Source organism: Pantoea sp. E956-1 (genome assembly GCF_982223955.1).
On the sequence record NZ_CEUYZP010000001.1, the window covers coordinates 829325 to 845296 of the forward strand.

General features: G+C 61.5%; 16 protein-coding genes. 1 reads left to right on the plus strand and 15 read right to left on the minus strand.

Annotated features, from left to right (window positions below; all coding sequences use genetic code 11):
• Positions 1 to 7: 7 nt before the first annotated feature.
• Positions 8 to 1522: a sugar ABC transporter ATP-binding protein gene (locus AC0T7J_RS04205; protein ID WP_434747484.1), complete on the minus strand. Its 1515-nt coding sequence runs from the start codon at positions 1520 to 1522 to the stop codon at positions 8 to 10.
• A 147-nt stretch (positions 1523 to 1669) separates the two neighbouring features.
• Between AC0T7J_RS04205 and AC0T7J_RS04210 the strand changes: the two genes are divergently transcribed.
• Positions 1670 to 4291, plus strand: coding sequence for an ATP-binding protein (locus AC0T7J_RS04210; protein ID WP_473792340.1), 2622 nt, complete (start codon positions 1670 to 1672; stop codon positions 4289 to 4291).
• On the opposite strand, the gene phnE (AC0T7J_RS04215) is transcribed toward AC0T7J_RS04210, so the two are convergent.
• The 14 genes from phnE (AC0T7J_RS04215) to phnF all read right to left on the minus strand — a co-directional run bounded on the left by phnE (AC0T7J_RS04215) (position 4245) and on the right by phnF (position 15564).
• A complete protein-coding gene (phnE, locus tag AC0T7J_RS04215) occupies positions 4245 to 5129 on the minus strand; it encodes a phosphonate ABC transporter, permease protein PhnE (RefSeq protein WP_033767647.1) in 885 nt (294 codons plus the stop codon). The two genes, AC0T7J_RS04210 and phnE (AC0T7J_RS04215), sit on opposite strands and share 47 nt — an antisense overlap.
• Positions 5126 to 5986: a phosphonate ABC transporter, permease protein PhnE gene (phnE, locus tag AC0T7J_RS04220; RefSeq protein WP_064703644.1), complete on the minus strand. Its 861-nt coding sequence runs from the start codon at positions 5984 to 5986 to the stop codon at positions 5126 to 5128. The genes phnE (AC0T7J_RS04215) and phnE (AC0T7J_RS04220) overlap by 4 nt, the downstream gene beginning before the upstream one ends.
• Positions 5987 to 6079: 93 nt before the next feature.
• On the minus strand, positions 6080 to 7006 hold the full coding sequence (phnD, locus tag AC0T7J_RS04225) for a phosphonate ABC transporter substrate-binding protein (RefSeq protein ID WP_473792342.1): 927 nt from the start codon (positions 7004 to 7006) through the stop codon (positions 6080 to 6082).
• 26 nt (positions 7007 to 7032) lie between these two features.
• The gene (phnC, locus tag AC0T7J_RS04230; RefSeq protein ID WP_473792344.1) at positions 7033 to 7863 is read right to left on the minus strand and encodes a phosphonate ABC transporter ATP-binding protein; all 831 of its coding nucleotides are present in this window, start codon (positions 7861 to 7863) and stop codon (positions 7033 to 7035) included.
• A gap of 79 nt (positions 7864 to 7942) precedes the next feature.
• On the minus strand, positions 7943 to 8713 hold the full coding sequence (gene phnP / locus AC0T7J_RS04235) for a phosphonate metabolism protein PhnP (protein WP_473793179.1): 771 nt from the start codon (positions 8711 to 8713) through the stop codon (positions 7943 to 7945).
• Between the two features lie 65 nt (positions 8714 to 8778).
• Positions 8779 to 9315 (minus strand): ribose 1,5-bisphosphokinase, encoded by a 537-nt coding sequence (gene phnN, locus AC0T7J_RS04240; protein WP_473792346.1) that lies wholly within the window; start codon positions 9313 to 9315, stop codon positions 8779 to 8781.
• Positions 9315 to 10451, minus strand: coding sequence for an alpha-D-ribose 1-methylphosphonate 5-triphosphate diphosphatase (gene phnM / locus AC0T7J_RS04245; protein ID WP_473792348.1), 1137 nt, complete (start codon positions 10449 to 10451; stop codon positions 9315 to 9317). Before phnM ends, phnN begins: the two co-directional genes overlap by 1 nt.
• On the minus strand, positions 10448 to 11161 hold the full coding sequence (phnL, locus tag AC0T7J_RS04250; RefSeq protein WP_473792350.1) for a phosphonate C-P lyase system protein PhnL: 714 nt from the start codon (positions 11159 to 11161) through the stop codon (positions 10448 to 10450). Before phnL ends, phnM begins: the two co-directional genes overlap by 4 nt.
• Positions 11162 to 11923 (minus strand): phosphonate C-P lyase system protein PhnK, encoded by a 762-nt coding sequence (gene phnK, locus AC0T7J_RS04255; RefSeq protein WP_473792352.1) that lies wholly within the window; start codon positions 11921 to 11923, stop codon positions 11162 to 11164.
• The gene (locus AC0T7J_RS04260; RefSeq protein ID WP_473792354.1) at positions 11913 to 12761 is read right to left on the minus strand and encodes an alpha-D-ribose 1-methylphosphonate 5-phosphate C-P-lyase PhnJ; all 849 of its coding nucleotides are present in this window, start codon (positions 12759 to 12761) and stop codon (positions 11913 to 11915) included. Before AC0T7J_RS04260 ends, phnK begins: the two co-directional genes overlap by 11 nt.
• Positions 12754 to 13830: a carbon-phosphorus lyase complex subunit gene (locus AC0T7J_RS04265; protein WP_473792356.1), complete on the minus strand. Its 1077-nt coding sequence runs from the start codon at positions 13828 to 13830 to the stop codon at positions 12754 to 12756. Before AC0T7J_RS04265 ends, AC0T7J_RS04260 begins: the two co-directional genes overlap by 8 nt.
• Positions 13830 to 14405 (minus strand): phosphonate C-P lyase system protein PhnH, encoded by a 576-nt coding sequence (gene phnH, locus AC0T7J_RS04270; protein ID WP_473792358.1) that lies wholly within the window; start codon positions 14403 to 14405, stop codon positions 13830 to 13832. Before phnH ends, AC0T7J_RS04265 begins: the two co-directional genes overlap by 1 nt.
• Positions 14405 to 14851: a phosphonate C-P lyase system protein PhnG gene (gene phnG, locus AC0T7J_RS04275; protein WP_010247802.1), complete on the minus strand. Its 447-nt coding sequence runs from the start codon at positions 14849 to 14851 to the stop codon at positions 14405 to 14407. Before phnG ends, phnH begins: the two co-directional genes overlap by 1 nt.
• Positions 14851 to 15564 carry a phosphonate metabolism transcriptional regulator PhnF gene (phnF, locus tag AC0T7J_RS04280; RefSeq protein WP_010247805.1) on the minus strand — a complete coding sequence of 238 codons (714 nt, stop codon included), beginning with the start codon at positions 15562 to 15564 and terminating at the stop codon, positions 14851 to 14853. The genes phnG and phnF overlap by 1 nt, the downstream gene beginning before the upstream one ends.
• Positions 15565 to 15972: the final 408 nt, after the last annotated feature.

A 15972-nucleotide genomic window follows, 5' to 3' on the forward strand; every position in this document is an offset into this window, starting at 1 on the left:
GGTCTCCTTAGTTTTCGCCTGCTGACGCGCTGTGCGCACCGGTTGCCAGCGTCATAATATTTTCCTGACTGATGTGGCTGCCCTCCAGCTCACCGACGATGGTGCCTTCGTGCATCACGTATACGCGGTCGCTCATCCCGACCACTTCCGGCAGTTCGCTGGAGATCATCAGAATCGCCACGCCCTGCCGCGCCATCTCCTGCATCATCCGGTAGATCTCACTTTTCGCCCCGACATCGACGCCGCGCGTCGGTTCATCGAGGATCAGGATACGCGGGCCAATCGCCACCCAGCGCGAAATCAGCAGCTTCTGCTGGTTACCGCCCGACAGACCGCCCGCCCGGACCTGAGCGTGAGGAACGCGAATATTGAGTGAAGCGATCGCCTCACTGGCGATGGTCTGCCCTTTGCGACGGTTCAGCATCCCGTAACTGGCGTCACGTTCCAGCGTCGCCATCACGATGTTCTCCTGCGCCGCCATCTCCAGAAACAGTCCCTGCTCTTTGCGGTTTTCGGTGAGAAAACCGATGCCGCGTGCAATGGCATCGCGTGGTGAATGGATGGTGACCTTTTCGCCATCGATCCAGATCTCGCCCTCTTTCGGCTTGTGCACGCCAAAAATCAGCTGTGCCAGCTCGCTGCGGCCTGCGCCTACCAGCCCGGCCAGGCCGACAATCTCTCCGGCCCGCACTTCAAGACTGCTGGGATGCACTTTGCCGCCGTCGGTAAGGTGATTAACCGCCAGCCGGATATCGCCCAGCGGGATAGCACGGTCTTTGTTAAACAGGTCGCTGAGCGGCCGTCCGACCATCATCCGCACCAGTTCGCTGGCGTTGAGCTGGTCACGGGTCAGGCTGCCCACATACTCCCCGTCGCGCAGCACGCTGACGCGGTCGGACAGCTCATACACCTCTGCCATGCGGTGGCTGATGTAGATGATCGCCATACCTTCGCTGCGCAGCCGTTTGATCAGCGCGAACAGCTGTTCGGTTTCGCGGTTGGAGAGCGCGGCGGTCGGCTCATCCATCACCAGAATGCGGCTATTGCGCTGCAGCGCGCGGGCGATCTCCACCTGCTGCTGCTCGGCGATGCTGAGACGGCTGACGCGATCCCAGGCGCTGAACTGCGCGCCGAGCCGGTCAATGACCCGCTGCGCCTCTTCGGCCATCTGCCGCCGCCTGACCAGCCCGCCGGGCGCGATTTCGCTGCCGAGAAAAATGTTCTCCGCCACCGTCAGGTTAGGTGCCAGGTTGATCTCCTGATAAATCAGGGTGATCCCGGCGGCCAGTGCCTCTTTCGGCCCTTTAAGTGCCCAGGGTTTGCCTTCAATTAAAATTTCCCCGCTGCTGGCGGTATAGGCACCGGCCAGAATCTTCATCAGTGTGCTTTTACCTGCGCCGTTTTCCCCCATCAGCGCGTGGACCTCACCGGGATAAACCGTGAGATCGACGCCCTTCAAGGCATAAAAGCTGCCGAAGCGCCGGGTAATTCCCCGCATTTCCAGTATCGGTGTGGCTGTCATCGCCTCGCTCCTGCGGACTGTGGATAGCCGTCAGTAAAGCAACGCCAGATAAACGGAAAATGTCAGCGTCCGTTCATATTTGTCATAAACGCCCGCCTGCACGCTCCTATACTCGGCCCATCGTTGCAGTGATTAAGAGGTCGTGGGATGCAGCGCACTTATCCGTGGCAGGCCGGGGCGCGTGGCCGCCTGTTGCTGTTCAATCTGCTGGTGGTATCAGTCACGCTGATGGTCAGCGTGGTGGCGATCTTCGGCTTTCGTCATGCCGGGGCGATTCAGGAGCAGGCGCAGGCACAGACCCTGGCCGACATGAACGGCAGCCTGGCGCTGGCGCGGGACACCGCCAACGTGGCAACAGCGGCAGTGCGGCTGTCACAGGTGGTGGGCGCGCTGGAGTACCAGAGCGAATCACAGCGGCTGCAGCAGAATCAGCAGGCGTTGCAGCAGTCGCTGAGCCTGCTGGCCAGTGCGCCGCTGGCGGCGCGTCAGCCGGAGCGCATCGCCCGGATCCGCGCCCGCAGCCTGATGCTGGAACAGACGATTAACAGCCTGCTGCTGACCGGCCACCAGCGTCATCTGCAGCGCAACAACATGCTGAGCGACCTGTGGCAGACACAGATTCTGCTCAGCCATATCGACCAGCTGGTGCAGCGGGAACAGCGGACGCTGCCGGATGCCGCACTGCGGGAGCAAACCGAACGGCTGATCACCATCGCGATCCGCACACCCTCGCCCATCGCCGTCATCGAACAGCTCCAGCAGGTGATGGCGCAGTGGCGCAACGTGCCGCTGACGGGCGTGACCGGCGAAAACGTGCAGCGACTGCTGGCCACCCAGCAGCGCCTGCTGCCGCTGGCGGAGGCGCTGGAACAGAGCGACCTGGCGATCGCCTATGCCACCTACCGGATTAAAGCGCTGGTGGCGATGCTGAATGACGATATCAGTGCCTCGGTGCAGCAGGTCGCGCTGCAAAGCGAGGCGCGTACCCTCGCGACCCACCGTGAGCTGGATTCCATCATCGGCTTTATCGCACTGTTTGCACTGCTGGCGCTGGCAATTACCGGCTATGCCGGGATCTACATCTACCGCAATCTTGGGTCGAGCCTGACGGCGATTGCCGGGGCCATGACGCGGCTGGCGCAGGGCGAGCAGAACGTCAGCGTGCCAGGGCTGCAACGCCGTGATGAGCTGGGCGAGCTGGCGCGGGCGTTTAACGTCTTTGCGCGTAATACCGCCTCGCTGGCTCACACCTCACGGCTGCTGAAAGAGAAGAGTAATCAGCTGGAATCCACCTTTCTGGCGATGCGCGACGGCTTTGCGTTGTTTGATAACAACGGGCAGCTGGTGGTGTGGAATGCCCAGTATGCGGAGCTGCTCGGCATCGCACCGCATGAACTGCATCGTGGCGTTCCCTGGCAGCAACTGCTGGCGCCGCTGGCGGTGGATCTGCACGATCCCGGTGAACCGCAGGAGATCCGGCTGGCCGATGGTCGTACGCTGGAGCTGCGCTTCAGCCCAATCCCGCGGCGCGGCATGGTCAATACCGTGCTGGACCGGACCTCGCGTAAAACGCTGGAGGAGGCGCTGCAGCACAGCCAGAAGATGAAGGCGGTCGGCCAGCTGACCGGCGGACTGGCGCATGACTTCAACAATCTGCTGGCGGTGATTATCGGCAGTCTGGCGCTGACCGAAGGCCAGCTGATGCCCGGCCCGCTGGCCAGCCGGATTGAGCGGGCGCGGCAGGCGGCCGACCGCGCAGCCCAGCTGACCCAGCGGCTGCTGGCGTTCTCACGCAAGCAGGCTCTCTATCCCCGCGCGGTGTCGGTGGTGACGCTGGTGGATAACCTGCAGGGGCTGCTGCAGCACTCGCTGCTGCCCGGCCAGCAGCTGATTATTGATGCGCAGCGTCCCGGCTGGCCCGCCTGGATTGATGCCAGCCAGCTGGAGAATGCGCTGATGAATCTGGTGGTGAATGCCCGCGATGCGATGCATCAGCAAAGCGGCGAAATCCGGCTGCGCATCTGGAACCAGCGGCGTCTGGAGGGCGATGAAAAGCGTGACAGGGTCACAATTGAGGTGATAGACCACGGCTGCGGCATGTCGGCCGGGGTTCGTGAGCAGGTGTTTGAGCCTTTTTTCACTACCAAGGCTACCGGCAGCGGCAGCGGGCTGGGCCTGTCGATGGTTTATGGTTTTGTACGGCAGTCAGGCGGCCAGATCGAACTGGAAACCGCGCCAGGCCAGGGCACCACGGTGCGGCTGCTGTTGCCGCGTGCGCCGGAAGCCGCCGCCGCCGCAGTGTTCGCCCCGCCATCGCCCATTGAGGCGGACATATCGGCGGAGAGTGAGGCGGCCAGTAACCGGCTGGTGCTGGTGCTGGATGATGAACCGGCGGTGCGCCAGACGCTCTGTGAGCATCTGCATCAGCTGGGTTATCTGACGCTGGAGTGTGGTGACGGTGAAGAGGCGCTGGCGCTGCTGCGCCAGACACCCGATATCGACCTGCTGATCAGCGACCTGATGCTGCCCGGCGAGATTAACGGTGCGGAGGTGATCCGCCAGGCGCAGCAGAACTGGCCGCAGCTGGCGACGCTGCTCATCAGCGGTCAGGACCTGCGCCACCAGCCGGTGACGCTGCCGCTGTGCGAACGGCTGGCAAAGCCCTGGCAGCAGGCACAGCTGGTGCAGGCGTTACAGCGCGCCTGGCAGCGTAGCGAACGGCTTAATCGCGCGCAGCAGGCTGCCACAACGGCACCGGCTTCCCACTGATGTAGCGCTTGCGCAGGCGGCTGGAGATCACATCCATCACCATCACTACCACCACCAGAATCAGCGTCAGGAACATCACCACATCCCAGTTCCACAGGCGCATATTCTCAGCGTAAACCAGACCGACGCCCCCGGCGCCGACAAAGCCCAGCACCGCCGCTGAGCGGGTATTGGACTCTATCTGGTAAAGGCTCAGCGCCAGAAACTGCGGGAATGACTGGGTAAAGATGCCGAAGCGGTGTTTCTGCAGGCTGTTGGCGCCCACTGCGCCCAGTCCGCGACCCGGTGATCGTTCCACCGCTTCGTGCCCTTCGGCGTAGAGTTTGCCGAGCAGACCGACATCCTGCAGGATAATCGCCAGCACCCCAGCCAGCGGCCCCATACCGACCGCCCGGACGAAGATCAGCCCCCAGATCGCCATGTCGATGCCGCGCAACACGTCAAACAGACGGCGCATCAGAAACGCCAGCGGTTTCGCGGTTCGGCTGTGCATCACGTTGCGCGCCGCCAGAAACGACAGGGGCAGCGCCAGCAGTGAGGCAGTCAGCGTGCCGGCAAAGACAATCCCTAAGGTGATGCCGACCTGCGACAGATAGTAACCAAACGGCCAGTTCAGGAAGTCGTGCCAGACAAACATCCGCAGGAAATAGCGCCCCAGTTGCTGACAGCCCATCAGCAGGCGCGACCACTCCAGACCAAATACCGAGAAGAAAAAGAGGTAATAGAGCAGCACCGCCAGTGTGATCAGCGCCAGGCGACGCAGATAGCGCGGCTGTGCGGCGAAGAGTTCACGATGCTGCTGCTTCATTAGCGCGATATCGGGAACGGTGCTGATCATGTCCGGTCTCCTGTCACACGGCGACGAAGCTGGCCGGAGAGCGTATCCAGCAGCGACACCACAATCAGGATCAGCAGCAGCGTAATACTGACCTGATCGTAGCGGTCCAGTTTGATGTTGGTCATCAGCTCCTGGCCGATGCCGCCCGCCCCGACCAGCCCAAGGATGGTTGAGGAGCGGAAGTTAATTTCCAGCCGCATAAAGCTGTAGGAGAGAAAGACCGGCTTAACCTGTGGCCAGAAGGCGAAGCGCATCCGCTGCAGCTTGCTGGCTCCGCAGGCAGCCAGGCCGCGTACCGGCTTATCTGACGCCGACTCAATCGCCTCGTAAAACAGCTTGGTCAGGCTGCCCACGGTGTGCAGCGCCAGCGCCAGAAAACCAGGGATCGCCCCGATGCCAAACGCCATCACAAACATCACCGCCCACGCCAGCTCCGGCATGGTGCGCAGGAAGGCGACAAAGGCGCGAATCGTCATCCGCACGCTGACCGGCGTCTGAGTGTTGTCGGCGGCGAAAAAGGCCAGCATCGCGGCCAGTGCCACCGCCACCAGCGTCGAAGCCAGCGCCAGTTGCAGAGTTTCCCAGATTAGCGGCAGCTGGATCGGCAGACGGTAGCCCCAGTAAGCGAGCGAGCCTTCCGTTTTGCCGTCGGCAAACAGCAGCGGCAGATGCAGCACCGGCAGGATTTCGTGCAGGTAGTCAAAGAAGTGCGGCAGCGACTGCCAGACGGTGAGCAGATTAAATTCTGCCACCCTGCCCGCCGCCAGGTAGAGTGCCACCAGCAGCAGTGACCAGAGCAGCGTGTCTCGTTTCTGCTGGCGACGGATGCGTTGGTAGTAGTGTTCGAATTCGGTCAAAGGGGATCTCCGGCGCTAAAGCAGCGGGACGCAGGCGAGTTTGCCGCGCCCCGCTTTCCCCGCCTGAGCGGAGAAGGTAAGGAGTAACTGGATTTAGCCGCGGCTGCCTTTCATCAGGTCGCGCTTCATATCGATGATGTTCTGATAATCGGCAACGGTCGCCTGACCGATGTGCTGCTCGCCGCCCACCGCTTTCACGAAGCAGGCGTGATCTTCCTTATCCAGCTTTTTAATCGCCGACACCACTTTTGCTTTAAAGTCAGCGGGCAGCTTGTTGCTGACCAGCACCGGACCGTTGGGGATCAGCGGTGACTGCCAGATAATGCGGATCTGCTTCATCAGATCAGGATGGTCCATGCGGATCAGACGGCCAAACGCGCCAGAGGTATAGCCGCTGTTGTAGTCACCGACCAGTGAGGTCCAGGTCACTGCGCCATCAAACTGGTTGTTCAGCACGCCCAGAATGTCCTGCTCATGGCCGCCGGAGAAGGTCACGCTGGAGAAGGTGTTGTTATATTTGTCATCCACTGAGCCGCCGAACATCTTCTTAAACGCCTGGTTCGGCATCAGGAAGCCGGACGTCGAGTCGGGATCGGCCATGCCGAAAGATTTCCCTTTCAGGTCTTCCAGTTTTTTGTACGGGCTGTCTGCTTTGACAATCACCACCGAGTGGTAGCCGCGTGACTGATCTTTGTCATCCACCACAATGCCAACCACATCCACCGCTTTCGGGTCCTGAATGTAGACCGACGCAAACGAGGCTGGCGACATGCTCAGCACCATATCAATCTTGCCACCCAGCAGACCCTGAATCACGCCAGAGTAGTCGGAGGCGTTGCGCATCCGGGTATCCACATCCAGCTCTTTATCAAAGAAGGTCTTCACACACTGATTATCGCCAATCTGCTGGGTGGCGTTCTGACCGCCCAGAATCCCCAGATTAAGCTGTTTCGGCGCATCCGCTGCGCTGACACCAAACGCCATTACACTGGTCAGGAGTGCTAAAGAAGTCAGTTTCATTCGGGGTTGTTCTCTTGCTGTGGAAGTTAATGGATTTGGTTAATTTCATCGCCGTACAGCTGGTGCAGCAGGCTGTCGGTCAGTCCTGAAGGATGGCCGTCAAACAGCACCACGCCGCGCTGAATGCCAATCACCCGGGTGCAGTAGCTTTTCACCAGCTCAATCGAGTGCAGGTTGACCATCACGCTGATGCCCTGCTCGCTGACCTGACGCAGCACATCCATGATGCGTTTGGTATTTTTGGGATCGAGCGACGCCACCGGCTCATCGGCCAGCAGGATTTTGGGGTTCTGCATCAGGGCGCGGCAGATCGCCACACGCTGCATCTGCCCGCCAGAGAGATTTTCCGCCCGCTGCAGCGCCTGCGGCAGCATGTTCATCCACTGCAGCAGTTCGATGGCGTGTGCCCGGTCGTTGTCGGAGAAAATTTTAAAGAAGGATTTCAGCGTACCGGTCTGGCTCAGACGGCCCAGCAGCACGTTGGTCAGCACGTCGAGGCGTGGCACCAGACAGAAATCCTGAAAGATCATGCCGCACTGGCTGCGCCATTCGCGCAGCTGGCGGCTGTTGAGCGTAACCACGTTACGATCCGCTTCGCCATGATGCAGACTGACAATCGCGCCGGAAGTCGCCTCGATCGTGCCGTTGAGCATGTGCAGCAGGGTTGATTTACCCGCGCCAGAGCGGCCAATCACCGCCACCAGCTCACCGGCGTGCAGGTCGAAGCTGACCTGATCCAGCACCTGAGTGTCGCCGTAGGCTTTGCTCAGTTTCTGCACCGACAACACTTTTTGTCCGCTAAGGCTGGCCGGTGGCAGGTCGTTGTCGACCACCGTTTTAAGAAGTGCCTGTGCCATGGTGTTCTCCGTCATCGCTGATTGCGTTCTGCGGGTTATTAAGGCGTGACGCGATGAACACGAGATGACAGTCAGATGATCAAACCGTGACAGGCCAGTGCGCGCCGCACAGCAATGTCTGGCCGTCACGGGCAGCCAGCACGCCGTCCGGTAATGGGTTCTCAGCTAACCAGTTATCCATCTCATGACTGAGGTGGGTGAGCCAGGTCTGACGCGGCTGGAGCATCTCTGCTATCGCCAGCGCATGGGTCACATCATTATGGTTACGCGGTTCTGCTTGCGGCGGATCGTTGCAGTCAATCACCAGCTGATCCAGCGGCTGGCCGCGCAGGAAGTCGGCGGTGTCAGGCGGCAGACCGCAGGTGTCACACAGCCAGGCGAGCCGGGTGCCGTGCCAGTCGAACAGATAGCCATGCGTCAGCTTCGAGTGTTGCAACGGCAGCGGTGTAACCTGCAGTTCTCCAAAGGCGTGCGCCACAAACGGCGTTAAGGCGGGACGGAAATCGAGCAGGCCAGGATGTTTGTAGAGATCGTCACAGCCTCGCGGATCGGGTGGCCCCCAGACCGGAACCGGCGCGCCCACTCCCCAGCGCAGCGCAAACAGCCCCTGCACATGATCCATGTGGTAGTGAGTCAGCAGAATGCGCGTCAGCGTGCCGGGCGGGAAGCGCGACGCCAGCAGCGGCAGACCGGCATCCAGCAGGATGCGCTCGCGACCAAACTCAATCAGCGCGCTGCAGGGCGCACGCGCATAGCCGCTGTTGAGCTGCGCCCGCTGACAGGCGCGACAGTCGCAGCCCGGCAGCGGTGCGGCAGTGACCCCGCCAGTACCCAGAAAAGTGAGTTTTATGGATGCGCCTTCGGTGGCGGATGTCGATGCCGGACTGTCTCCGCCGGTGCCAAGATAAGAGAGTTTCATTGATGCGCCTCCAGTATCTGACGCAGCAGGCACACGGTATCTGCCAGCACGCCGTCGTTGTTGAGGATCAGGCAGCCATCGGGCTGCGGCTGTGCGGCGCGCGCCAGCCGCCGGGCAATCTCCGCCTCATCTTCCCGTCCGCGCTGGCTCAGCCGCGCTGCCAGCACGGCTGGCGTGACCTGCAGACAGACCGGCAGCAACTGTGAGCCGAAACGGGCCTGCGCCTGCGCCAGATGCAGCCGCGAACCGTTCACCACCACATTCTGCCCGCGCAGCAGCCACTGCTCCGTCTCACAGCCAATGCCATAGCTGAAACCGTGCGCCTGCCAGCTCACCGCGAACAGTCCCAGCGCGGCGCGACGGGCAAACTCCGCCTCGGTCAGCGCCACATGGTTTTCACCGCCCGCATCGGCGGCGCGGGTAATGTAGCGATGGGCGATCAGCAGCCGTGGCGGAGGTGCCGCCCGCAGCGCGTCCAGCAGGCTGTCTTTACCTGAACCCGAAGGACCGGTGAGCCAAATCAGCCGCGCCATCAGTACACCTGCCGGCCTTTGCTCCAGACGTGCCGCACGTGCGGGTAGCCGTGTGCGGTGTGCGCCAGCACCAGATCGGCGCGGCAGCCTTCGGCGATTACCCCGCGATCTTCGAGCCCTAAGGCGCGCGCCGGGTTACAGGTGACCAGTGCGATCGCCTGCGCAATGCCGAGGCTGTTGCGCTCATCATCTGCCAGCCGGAACGCCGCATCCAGCAGGCTCGCCGGGTAGTAATCAGACGAGAGAATATTCAGCAGGCCGTGTGACGCCAACTCCCAGGCGGCGACGTTGCCGGAGTGCGAGCCGCCGCGCACGATGTTAGGCGCGCCCATCAGTACCTGCATATTGCGATAACGCGAGGCGCGTGCCGCCTCCAGCGTGGTCGGAAACTCCGCGATGCGGCTGCCCGCGGCGTGAGACTCTTCAACATGCGCCGCGGTGGCATCATCGTGGCTGGCAATGGCGATGCCATGTTCCCGGCAGAGTCCGGCAATCGCCTGACGATTGGGCTGTGACCATGCTGCTGCCAGGGTGAGCTGGTCATGCTCGAACTGATCCATCTCCGCGTCGTTGAGCTGATATTTGCCCTGATAATATTCGCGATACTTCGTCAGCGACGCATACTGGCGCTGGCCCGGCGAATGGTCCATCAGCGACACCAGCGCCAGCTCCGGCGTGCCCATCAGCGCTTCAAACAGCGGCGCAGTGGTGGGATGCGGCAGTTCACAGCGCAGATGCAGCAGATGCTCGGCCCGGTTCAGTCCTTTGCGGTTGCTGTCGCGGATGGCGTCGATCATCTTGCTGAGGTTATCCAGCCGGTGCCCGCCGTCGCGCACATCCCCGACACCAATCGCATCCAGCACCGTAGTAATGCCGCTGGAAACCATCAGCGCATCGTGGCTGCTCATCGCCGAGTGGGCCGGCCAGTCCACTTTCGGACGCGGCGTGAAAAACTTATCGAGATTATCGGTGTGCAGCTCCACCAGACCCGGCATCAGCCAGGCGCCCTCGCCATCCAGCGCGCCCGGCTGCTGGCTGGGGGTTTCGCTGAAGCTGCTGATGCGCTCGTCGCGAAACTCCAGCGATCCGGTTACCACTTCGTTTTCCAGCACCAGTCTGACGTTATTGATGATCATGCCTGCGCTCCTGTCTCGATCGGGTGCATCAGGTGCAGCCGGTCAGCTACCCGTTCGCGCACCGCCCGATCGTGAAAAATACCCACGATGGCGGCACCACGGGCGCGCGCCTGTTCAATTAAGCTCACTACCGCCTCGCTGTTGACGCTGTCGAGCGAGGCGGTGGGTTCATCCAGCAGCAGCACCGGATAGTCGGCGATAAAGCCGCGGGCGATATTCACGCGCTGCTGCTCTCCACCAGAGAAAGTGGACGGGGCCAGCGACCAGAGACGCTGCGGCACGTTGAGCCGGGTCAGCAGTTCGGCGGCACGCGCCTCACAGAAGGCGCGCTCGACGCCGCGCTCCAGCAGCGGCTGCATCACAATCTCCAGCGTCGGCACGCGCGGGATCACCCGCAGAAACTGGCTGACCCAGCCCAGCGTGTCGCGGCGCAGGGCGATAATCTGGCGCGCCGACGCCTGCGCCATGTCGATCCACTCGCCCTGATGCGCGACCTGGATGTGGCCGCTGTCGGGCTGATAGTTGCCGTAAAGCGCGCGCAGCAGTGTGGATTTACCGCTGCCGGAGTGACCGTGCAGCACGACGCATTCGCCCTCGCCTGCCGTCAGGCTGGCGTTGTGCAGTACCGGCAGCGCCGCGCCGTTCTGGTTATGCAGCACAAAGGTTTTACACAAATTCTCTACCCGCAGGCGCGGAGTGATAGTTGTCATTTAATTGAGCACCGAAGAGACCAGCAGTTGAGTGTAAGGATGATGAGGATCGTCCAGCACGCGGTCGGTCAGACCGCTCTCCACCACCCGCCCCTGCTTCATCACCAGCAGGCGATGCGCCAGCAGTCGCGCCACGCCGAGATCGTGGGTGACAATCACCACCGCCAGATTCAGTTCGCGCACCAGCGTCCGCAGCAGATCCAGCAGTCGCGCCTGCACCGACACATCCAGTCCGCCGGTCGGCTCATCCATAAACATCAGCTGCGGCTGCGTCACCAGATTCCGGGCGATCTGCAGCCGCTGCTGCATACCGCCGGAAAAGGTGGTGGGCAGATCGTCGATGCGACCGGCGTCAATCTCCACCGCCTGCAGCCAGCGGCTCGCCTCGGCGCGGATGTCGCCATAGTGGCGCTGTCCGGTCGCCATCAGCCGTTCGCCGATGTTGCCGCCCGCGCTGACCTGCGAACGCAGCCCGTCCATGGGATGCTGATGCACCACGCCCCATTCGGTGCGCAGCAGGCGACGGCGATCGCTTTCACTCATCTGGTAGAGGTCGCGATTCTGATAGAGGATGCTGCCCTGCTGCGGCGTCAGACGCGCCGACAGGCTCTGCAGCAGCGTGGTTTTACCGGAGCCGGACTCGCCGACAATGCCCAGCACTTCGCCGGGCCAGAGATCAAAACTGACCTGCTCAAACCCTTTGCCCGGCGCATAAAGGTGGGTGAGCTGGTTCACCGCAAGCAGCGGCTGTTCACTGTTCATGTTGCTGTTCCTGCTGCTGATGGCAAAAGTCGGTGTCGGAGCAGACAAACATCCGCGTTCCCTGATCGTCCATCACCACCTCATCGAGATAGCTGTGGCGCGAGCCGCACAGCGCGCAGGGTTCATCCCATTGCTGCACGGTGAACGGATGATCGTCGAAGTCCAGGCTTTCCACGCGGGTGTAAGGCGGCAAGGCATAGATGCGCTTTTCACGCCCGGCACCAAACAGCTGCAGCGCGGGCATCATGTGCATCTTCGGGTTGTCGAATTTGGGGATGGGCGAAGGATCCATCACATAGCGATCGTTGACCCGGACCGGATAGGCGTAAGTCGTCGCGATGTGGCCATAGCGGGCGATATCTTCATACAACTTCACCTGCATGATGCCGTACTCCTCCAGCGCATGCATGGTGCGGGTTTCAGTTTCGCGCGGCTCGATAAAGCGCAGCGGCTCCGGAATCGGCACCTGGAAAATCAGGATCTGATCCTCTTCCAGCGGCGTTTCCGGGATGCGGTGCCGGGTCTGGATCAGGGTGGCATCGGCGGTGCGCTCGGTGGTGGCAGCATTGCTGACTCGTTTAAAGAACTGGCGGATCGACACCGCATTGGTGGTGTCATCTGCCCCCTGATCGATCACCTTCAGCACATCCTGATCGCCAATCACGCTGGCGGTGATCTGGATGCCGCCAGTGCCCCAGCCGTAGGGCATCGGCATCTCACGTCCGGCGAACGGCACCTGATAGCCGGGGATCGCCACCGCTTTCAGGATGGCGCGGCGGATGGTGCGTTTGGTCTGCTCATCGAGATAGCCGTTGTTATAGCCGGTGAGTTCAGCCATGGTTGCGCTCCTGATAATCGTGCTGCAGCTGTTTCAGCAGTTCCAGTTCCGCCTGGAAATCGACGTAGTGCGGCAGCTTGAGATGCGAGACAAAGCCTGCGGCTTCCACGTTGTCGGCGTGCGACAGCACAAACTCCTCATCCTGCGCCGGGCTGGTAACACGCTCATGCTGTTCGCGGCTTTGCAGCGCCCTGTCCACCAGCGCCATCGCCATCGCTTTACGTTCGGCGCGGCCAAACACCAGCCCATAGCCCCGGGTAAAGTGCGGCGCCGTGTCGTCGCTGTGGGCAACGCCGTTGACCATTTCACACTCCGTCAGTACCAGCTCACCGATCTCCAGCTCAAAACCCAGCTCTTCGGGACAGATACTGACGCTGAGAGTGCCGGTGCGGATCTCGCCGGCGAACGGATGGGTACGGCCATAGCCGCGCTGGGTTGAGTAGCCCAGCGCCAGCATAAAGCCTTCGTCGCCACGCACCAGCTGTTGCAGGCGCGCGGCGCGTGAGGCGGGAAAGCTCATTGGCTCGCGGGTGATATCGACAGGCTCGCTGCCGTCATCCATCTCGGCGGCGGCCAGCCCTTCATCGCTCATCATGCTGAACATGTGCGGGCACTGATCAGGCACCGAACGATCGTCACGCGGCGCGGCGGGCGTTTCGCCATTGGCCAGCAGGGTGAAGTCGAGCAGACGGTGGCTATAGTCGTAAGTTGGCCCCAATACCTGGCCGCCCGGCAGATCTTTATAGACCGCCGAGATGCGGCGTTCGATGCGCATCGCACCAGTCGCCAGCGGCGTGCTCTCCGCCAGGCGTGGCAGCGTGGTGCGATAGGCGCGCAGCAGAAAGATCGCCTCGACCAGATCGCCGCTGGCCTGCTTAATCGCCAGCGCCGCCAGTTCAGGATCGTAAATCCCGCCTTCTGTCATCACCCGATCCACCGCCAGTCCCAGCTGCTGCGCCACCTGATCGCAGCCGAGTTCGTCTACCGCCCGATCGCCGCGCCGCAGATCGGCCTGTAACTGATGGGCGTTCGCAATGGCTTTTTCTCCTCCTTTCACCGCGACATACATCAGCACACCTCCACAACGGTGGTGCGCGGCACGGCCATGATCGCTTCGCCACAGGTGAAGATCAGATCCACGCCCTGCGGAAACGGATGCGGACGGGTGCGCAGATATTCCAGCACGCTTTCGGGCAGCTGTGGCGCGATGGCCCGGGTTTCGCGCAGGCCAGGGCCGGAGAGACGCAGCGTCAGGCCGCCATTCAGTGACGGCACTTCGATAATCAGCGTGGTGCTTTTTTCCGGTGACAGATTGTCACCGGCCGCGAACTGCGTCGGATCGGGCTGCGCCGCCGCATGACTCAGGGCGAATGGTGCATCCTGTTGCGTGGTGATCGGCGCGCCGGTATGGAAGCGCAGATTGTTGCGCAGCTGTTCGTTGTCAATTTCCGCATCCAGCCAGACCGGGCTTTCCTGATCGACCAGCGTCAGCAGCAGCGCCGTGGCCGCCGGTGACAGTGCGCCCCAGCCCTGTTGCAGCGGCAGCGAGACCATCACGCCCGGTTCGCTCATCGCTTTCAGAATGCGGCGAAACGCGCGCTGCGCATCCGCTACCGGATGGTTAAAACTTGCCAGTAAAGTCATCAGTTATCTCCGCGAACCAGCGTAAAGAAATCCACTTTGCTGCTGGCGATCTCGCGGGCGCGCAGCTGTCGCTGCTCATCGCGCCACGCCGCCAGCGGGGTAATAATCTTCTCTTCCAGCAGTTGCCGGGTTTCCGGCTGCTGTAACAGCGCATCCAGCAGGGCGCAGCGCTCGGCATGAGCTTTGTCGCGCCCTAACAGGTAGCTGTAACCCAGAGTGCCGTCGCTGAGCTGCACCACAGCGCGCGTCACCGTGGCATCACCCATCACAAAGCGTTTGCCGGTGGCCCCCATCCGCGCCTGCAACCGCGTCAGCCCGATTTCTGCCGGACGGATCAGGGTAAAGGCGGGCTGGAGGTTAAGCGCCTGCCAGTGCGTCTCAAGCAAGGCGGCGCTGCTGTGCGCCAGCACCGACAGCCAGCGCTGGCGATCCGTTTGCTGTTCCATTAGTGCTCCAGAGTCAGTTCAATCATGTCGCCGCGCGTCAGGCTGACGGAGTATTCCGCCACCGCGCCATCACTGGTTTTGTTCAGGGTCCGCACGCAGAGCAGCGGCGAATGCAGCGCGATGTCGAGCTGCCGACACTCTTTGGCCTGCGCCCGGCGGGTGCTGATACGGGTCTGGGTGCGCACCAGCTGCTTGCCGGTGTGCTCCACTAAGAAGTCGTGCAGCGATCCGCTGTTAAATTGCTGAAGCTGTGGCCACCAGCTGAGGTCGGCGAGGAAATGGTTAATCAGGCAGAGCGGCACGCCGTTGGCGCGACGCAGGGTACGCAGATGAATGACGTTGTCGCCCTCTTTCACGCCCAGCGCATTGGCAACGTCGTTGCTGGCCGGACGCAGCACCGCCAGCAGCCGTTCGCTGGTGGGATGACTGCCCTGCTCCAGCAGGTTCTGGCTGAACCGCGCCTGGGCATGCAGCGGATAGTCATAAGGGCGCATCAAAACCAGGATGCCGACGCCGTGACGGCGCTGCAGCAGCCCTTTGTGCACCAGCTCATCCACCGCCCGACGCAGCGTGTGGCGATTCACCTCATAGTGATCGGCCAGCTGTTGTTCGGAAGGAAGATAGTCGCCGCAGCGGTAGCGCTCTTTCAGCGCCTGCTCCAGTTGTGCGGCAACAGCCTGATAGACAGTGGTCGGATGTCTGGATAACTCCATCACGATGAAATCCTCACGGGTTACAGAGTGGGAACGCAGTGAAAAGACGCTGCGGGATGGTGTTAGCTTGAGGGGATCAGATGACAGAACGGTGACGGGGGAGTGAAGGAGCGGTGAATGTGGAGGGCCTTAAGAAGTGACAACGAGAGCGATGCCCTTGCTGAAAACGGTACAAAAATTAATCTTAAGTAGACTTAAATTAGTTGTCATTAGTCATTTTCGTGACCTTAGCTTTTGTGATCGCTATCAACTCACATCAAAGCCAACTGCAAAATGGGTAAATACAAAATATTGCCAAAAACAGTAATTTTAGACTTTCAGAAAACACTGCATTAGAGCATAAATCTTTTTTTATCTTTATAAATCAAAAGCATAAAAAACAAATCACGGTCACACCCTTATCAAATG

Excerpts from the sequence above, each read along its gene's own strand:
- AC0T7J_RS04205 (WP_434747484.1), bottom strand. The coding sequence starts at position 1,522 with ATGACAGCCACACCGATACTGGAAATGCGGGGAATTACCCGGCGCTTC.
- AC0T7J_RS04210 (WP_473792340.1), top strand. The coding sequence starts at position 1,670 with ATGCAGCGCACTTATCCGTGGCAGGCCGGGGCGCGTGGCCGCCTGTTG.
- phnE (WP_033767647.1), bottom strand. The coding sequence starts at position 5,129 with ATGATCAGCACCGTTCCCGATATCGCGCTAATGAAGCAGCAGCATCGT.
- phnD (WP_473792342.1), bottom strand. The coding sequence starts at position 7,006 with ATGAAACTGACTTCTTTAGCACTCCTGACCAGTGTAATGGCGTTTGGT.
- phnC (WP_473792344.1), bottom strand. The coding sequence starts at position 7,863 with ATGGCACAGGCACTTCTTAAAACGGTGGTCGACAACGACCTGCCACCG.
- phnN (WP_473792346.1), bottom strand. The coding sequence starts at position 9,315 with ATGGCGCGGCTGATTTGGCTCACCGGTCCTTCGGGTTCAGGTAAAGAC.
- phnM (WP_473792348.1), bottom strand. The coding sequence starts at position 10,451 with ATGATCATCAATAACGTCAGACTGGTGCTGGAAAACGAAGTGGTAACC.
- phnL (WP_473792350.1), bottom strand. The coding sequence starts at position 11,161 with ATGACAACTATCACTCCGCGCCTGCGGGTAGAGAATTTGTGTAAAACC.
- phnK (WP_473792352.1), bottom strand. The coding sequence starts at position 11,923 with ATGAACAGTGAACAGCCGCTGCTTGCGGTGAACCAGCTCACCCACCTT.
- AC0T7J_RS04260 (WP_473792354.1), bottom strand. The coding sequence starts at position 12,761 with ATGGCTGAACTCACCGGCTATAACAACGGCTATCTCGATGAGCAGACC.
- AC0T7J_RS04265 (WP_473792356.1), bottom strand. The coding sequence starts at position 13,830 with ATGTATGTCGCGGTGAAAGGAGGAGAAAAAGCCATTGCGAACGCCCAT.
- phnH (WP_473792358.1), bottom strand. The coding sequence starts at position 14,405 with ATGACTTTACTGGCAAGTTTTAACCATCCGGTAGCGGATGCGCAGCGC.
- phnG (WP_010247802.1), bottom strand. The coding sequence starts at position 14,851 with ATGGAACAGCAAACGGATCGCCAGCGCTGGCTGTCGGTGCTGGCGCAC.
- phnF (WP_010247805.1), bottom strand. The coding sequence starts at position 15,564 with ATGGAGTTATCCAGACATCCGACCACTGTCTATCAGGCTGTTGCCGCA.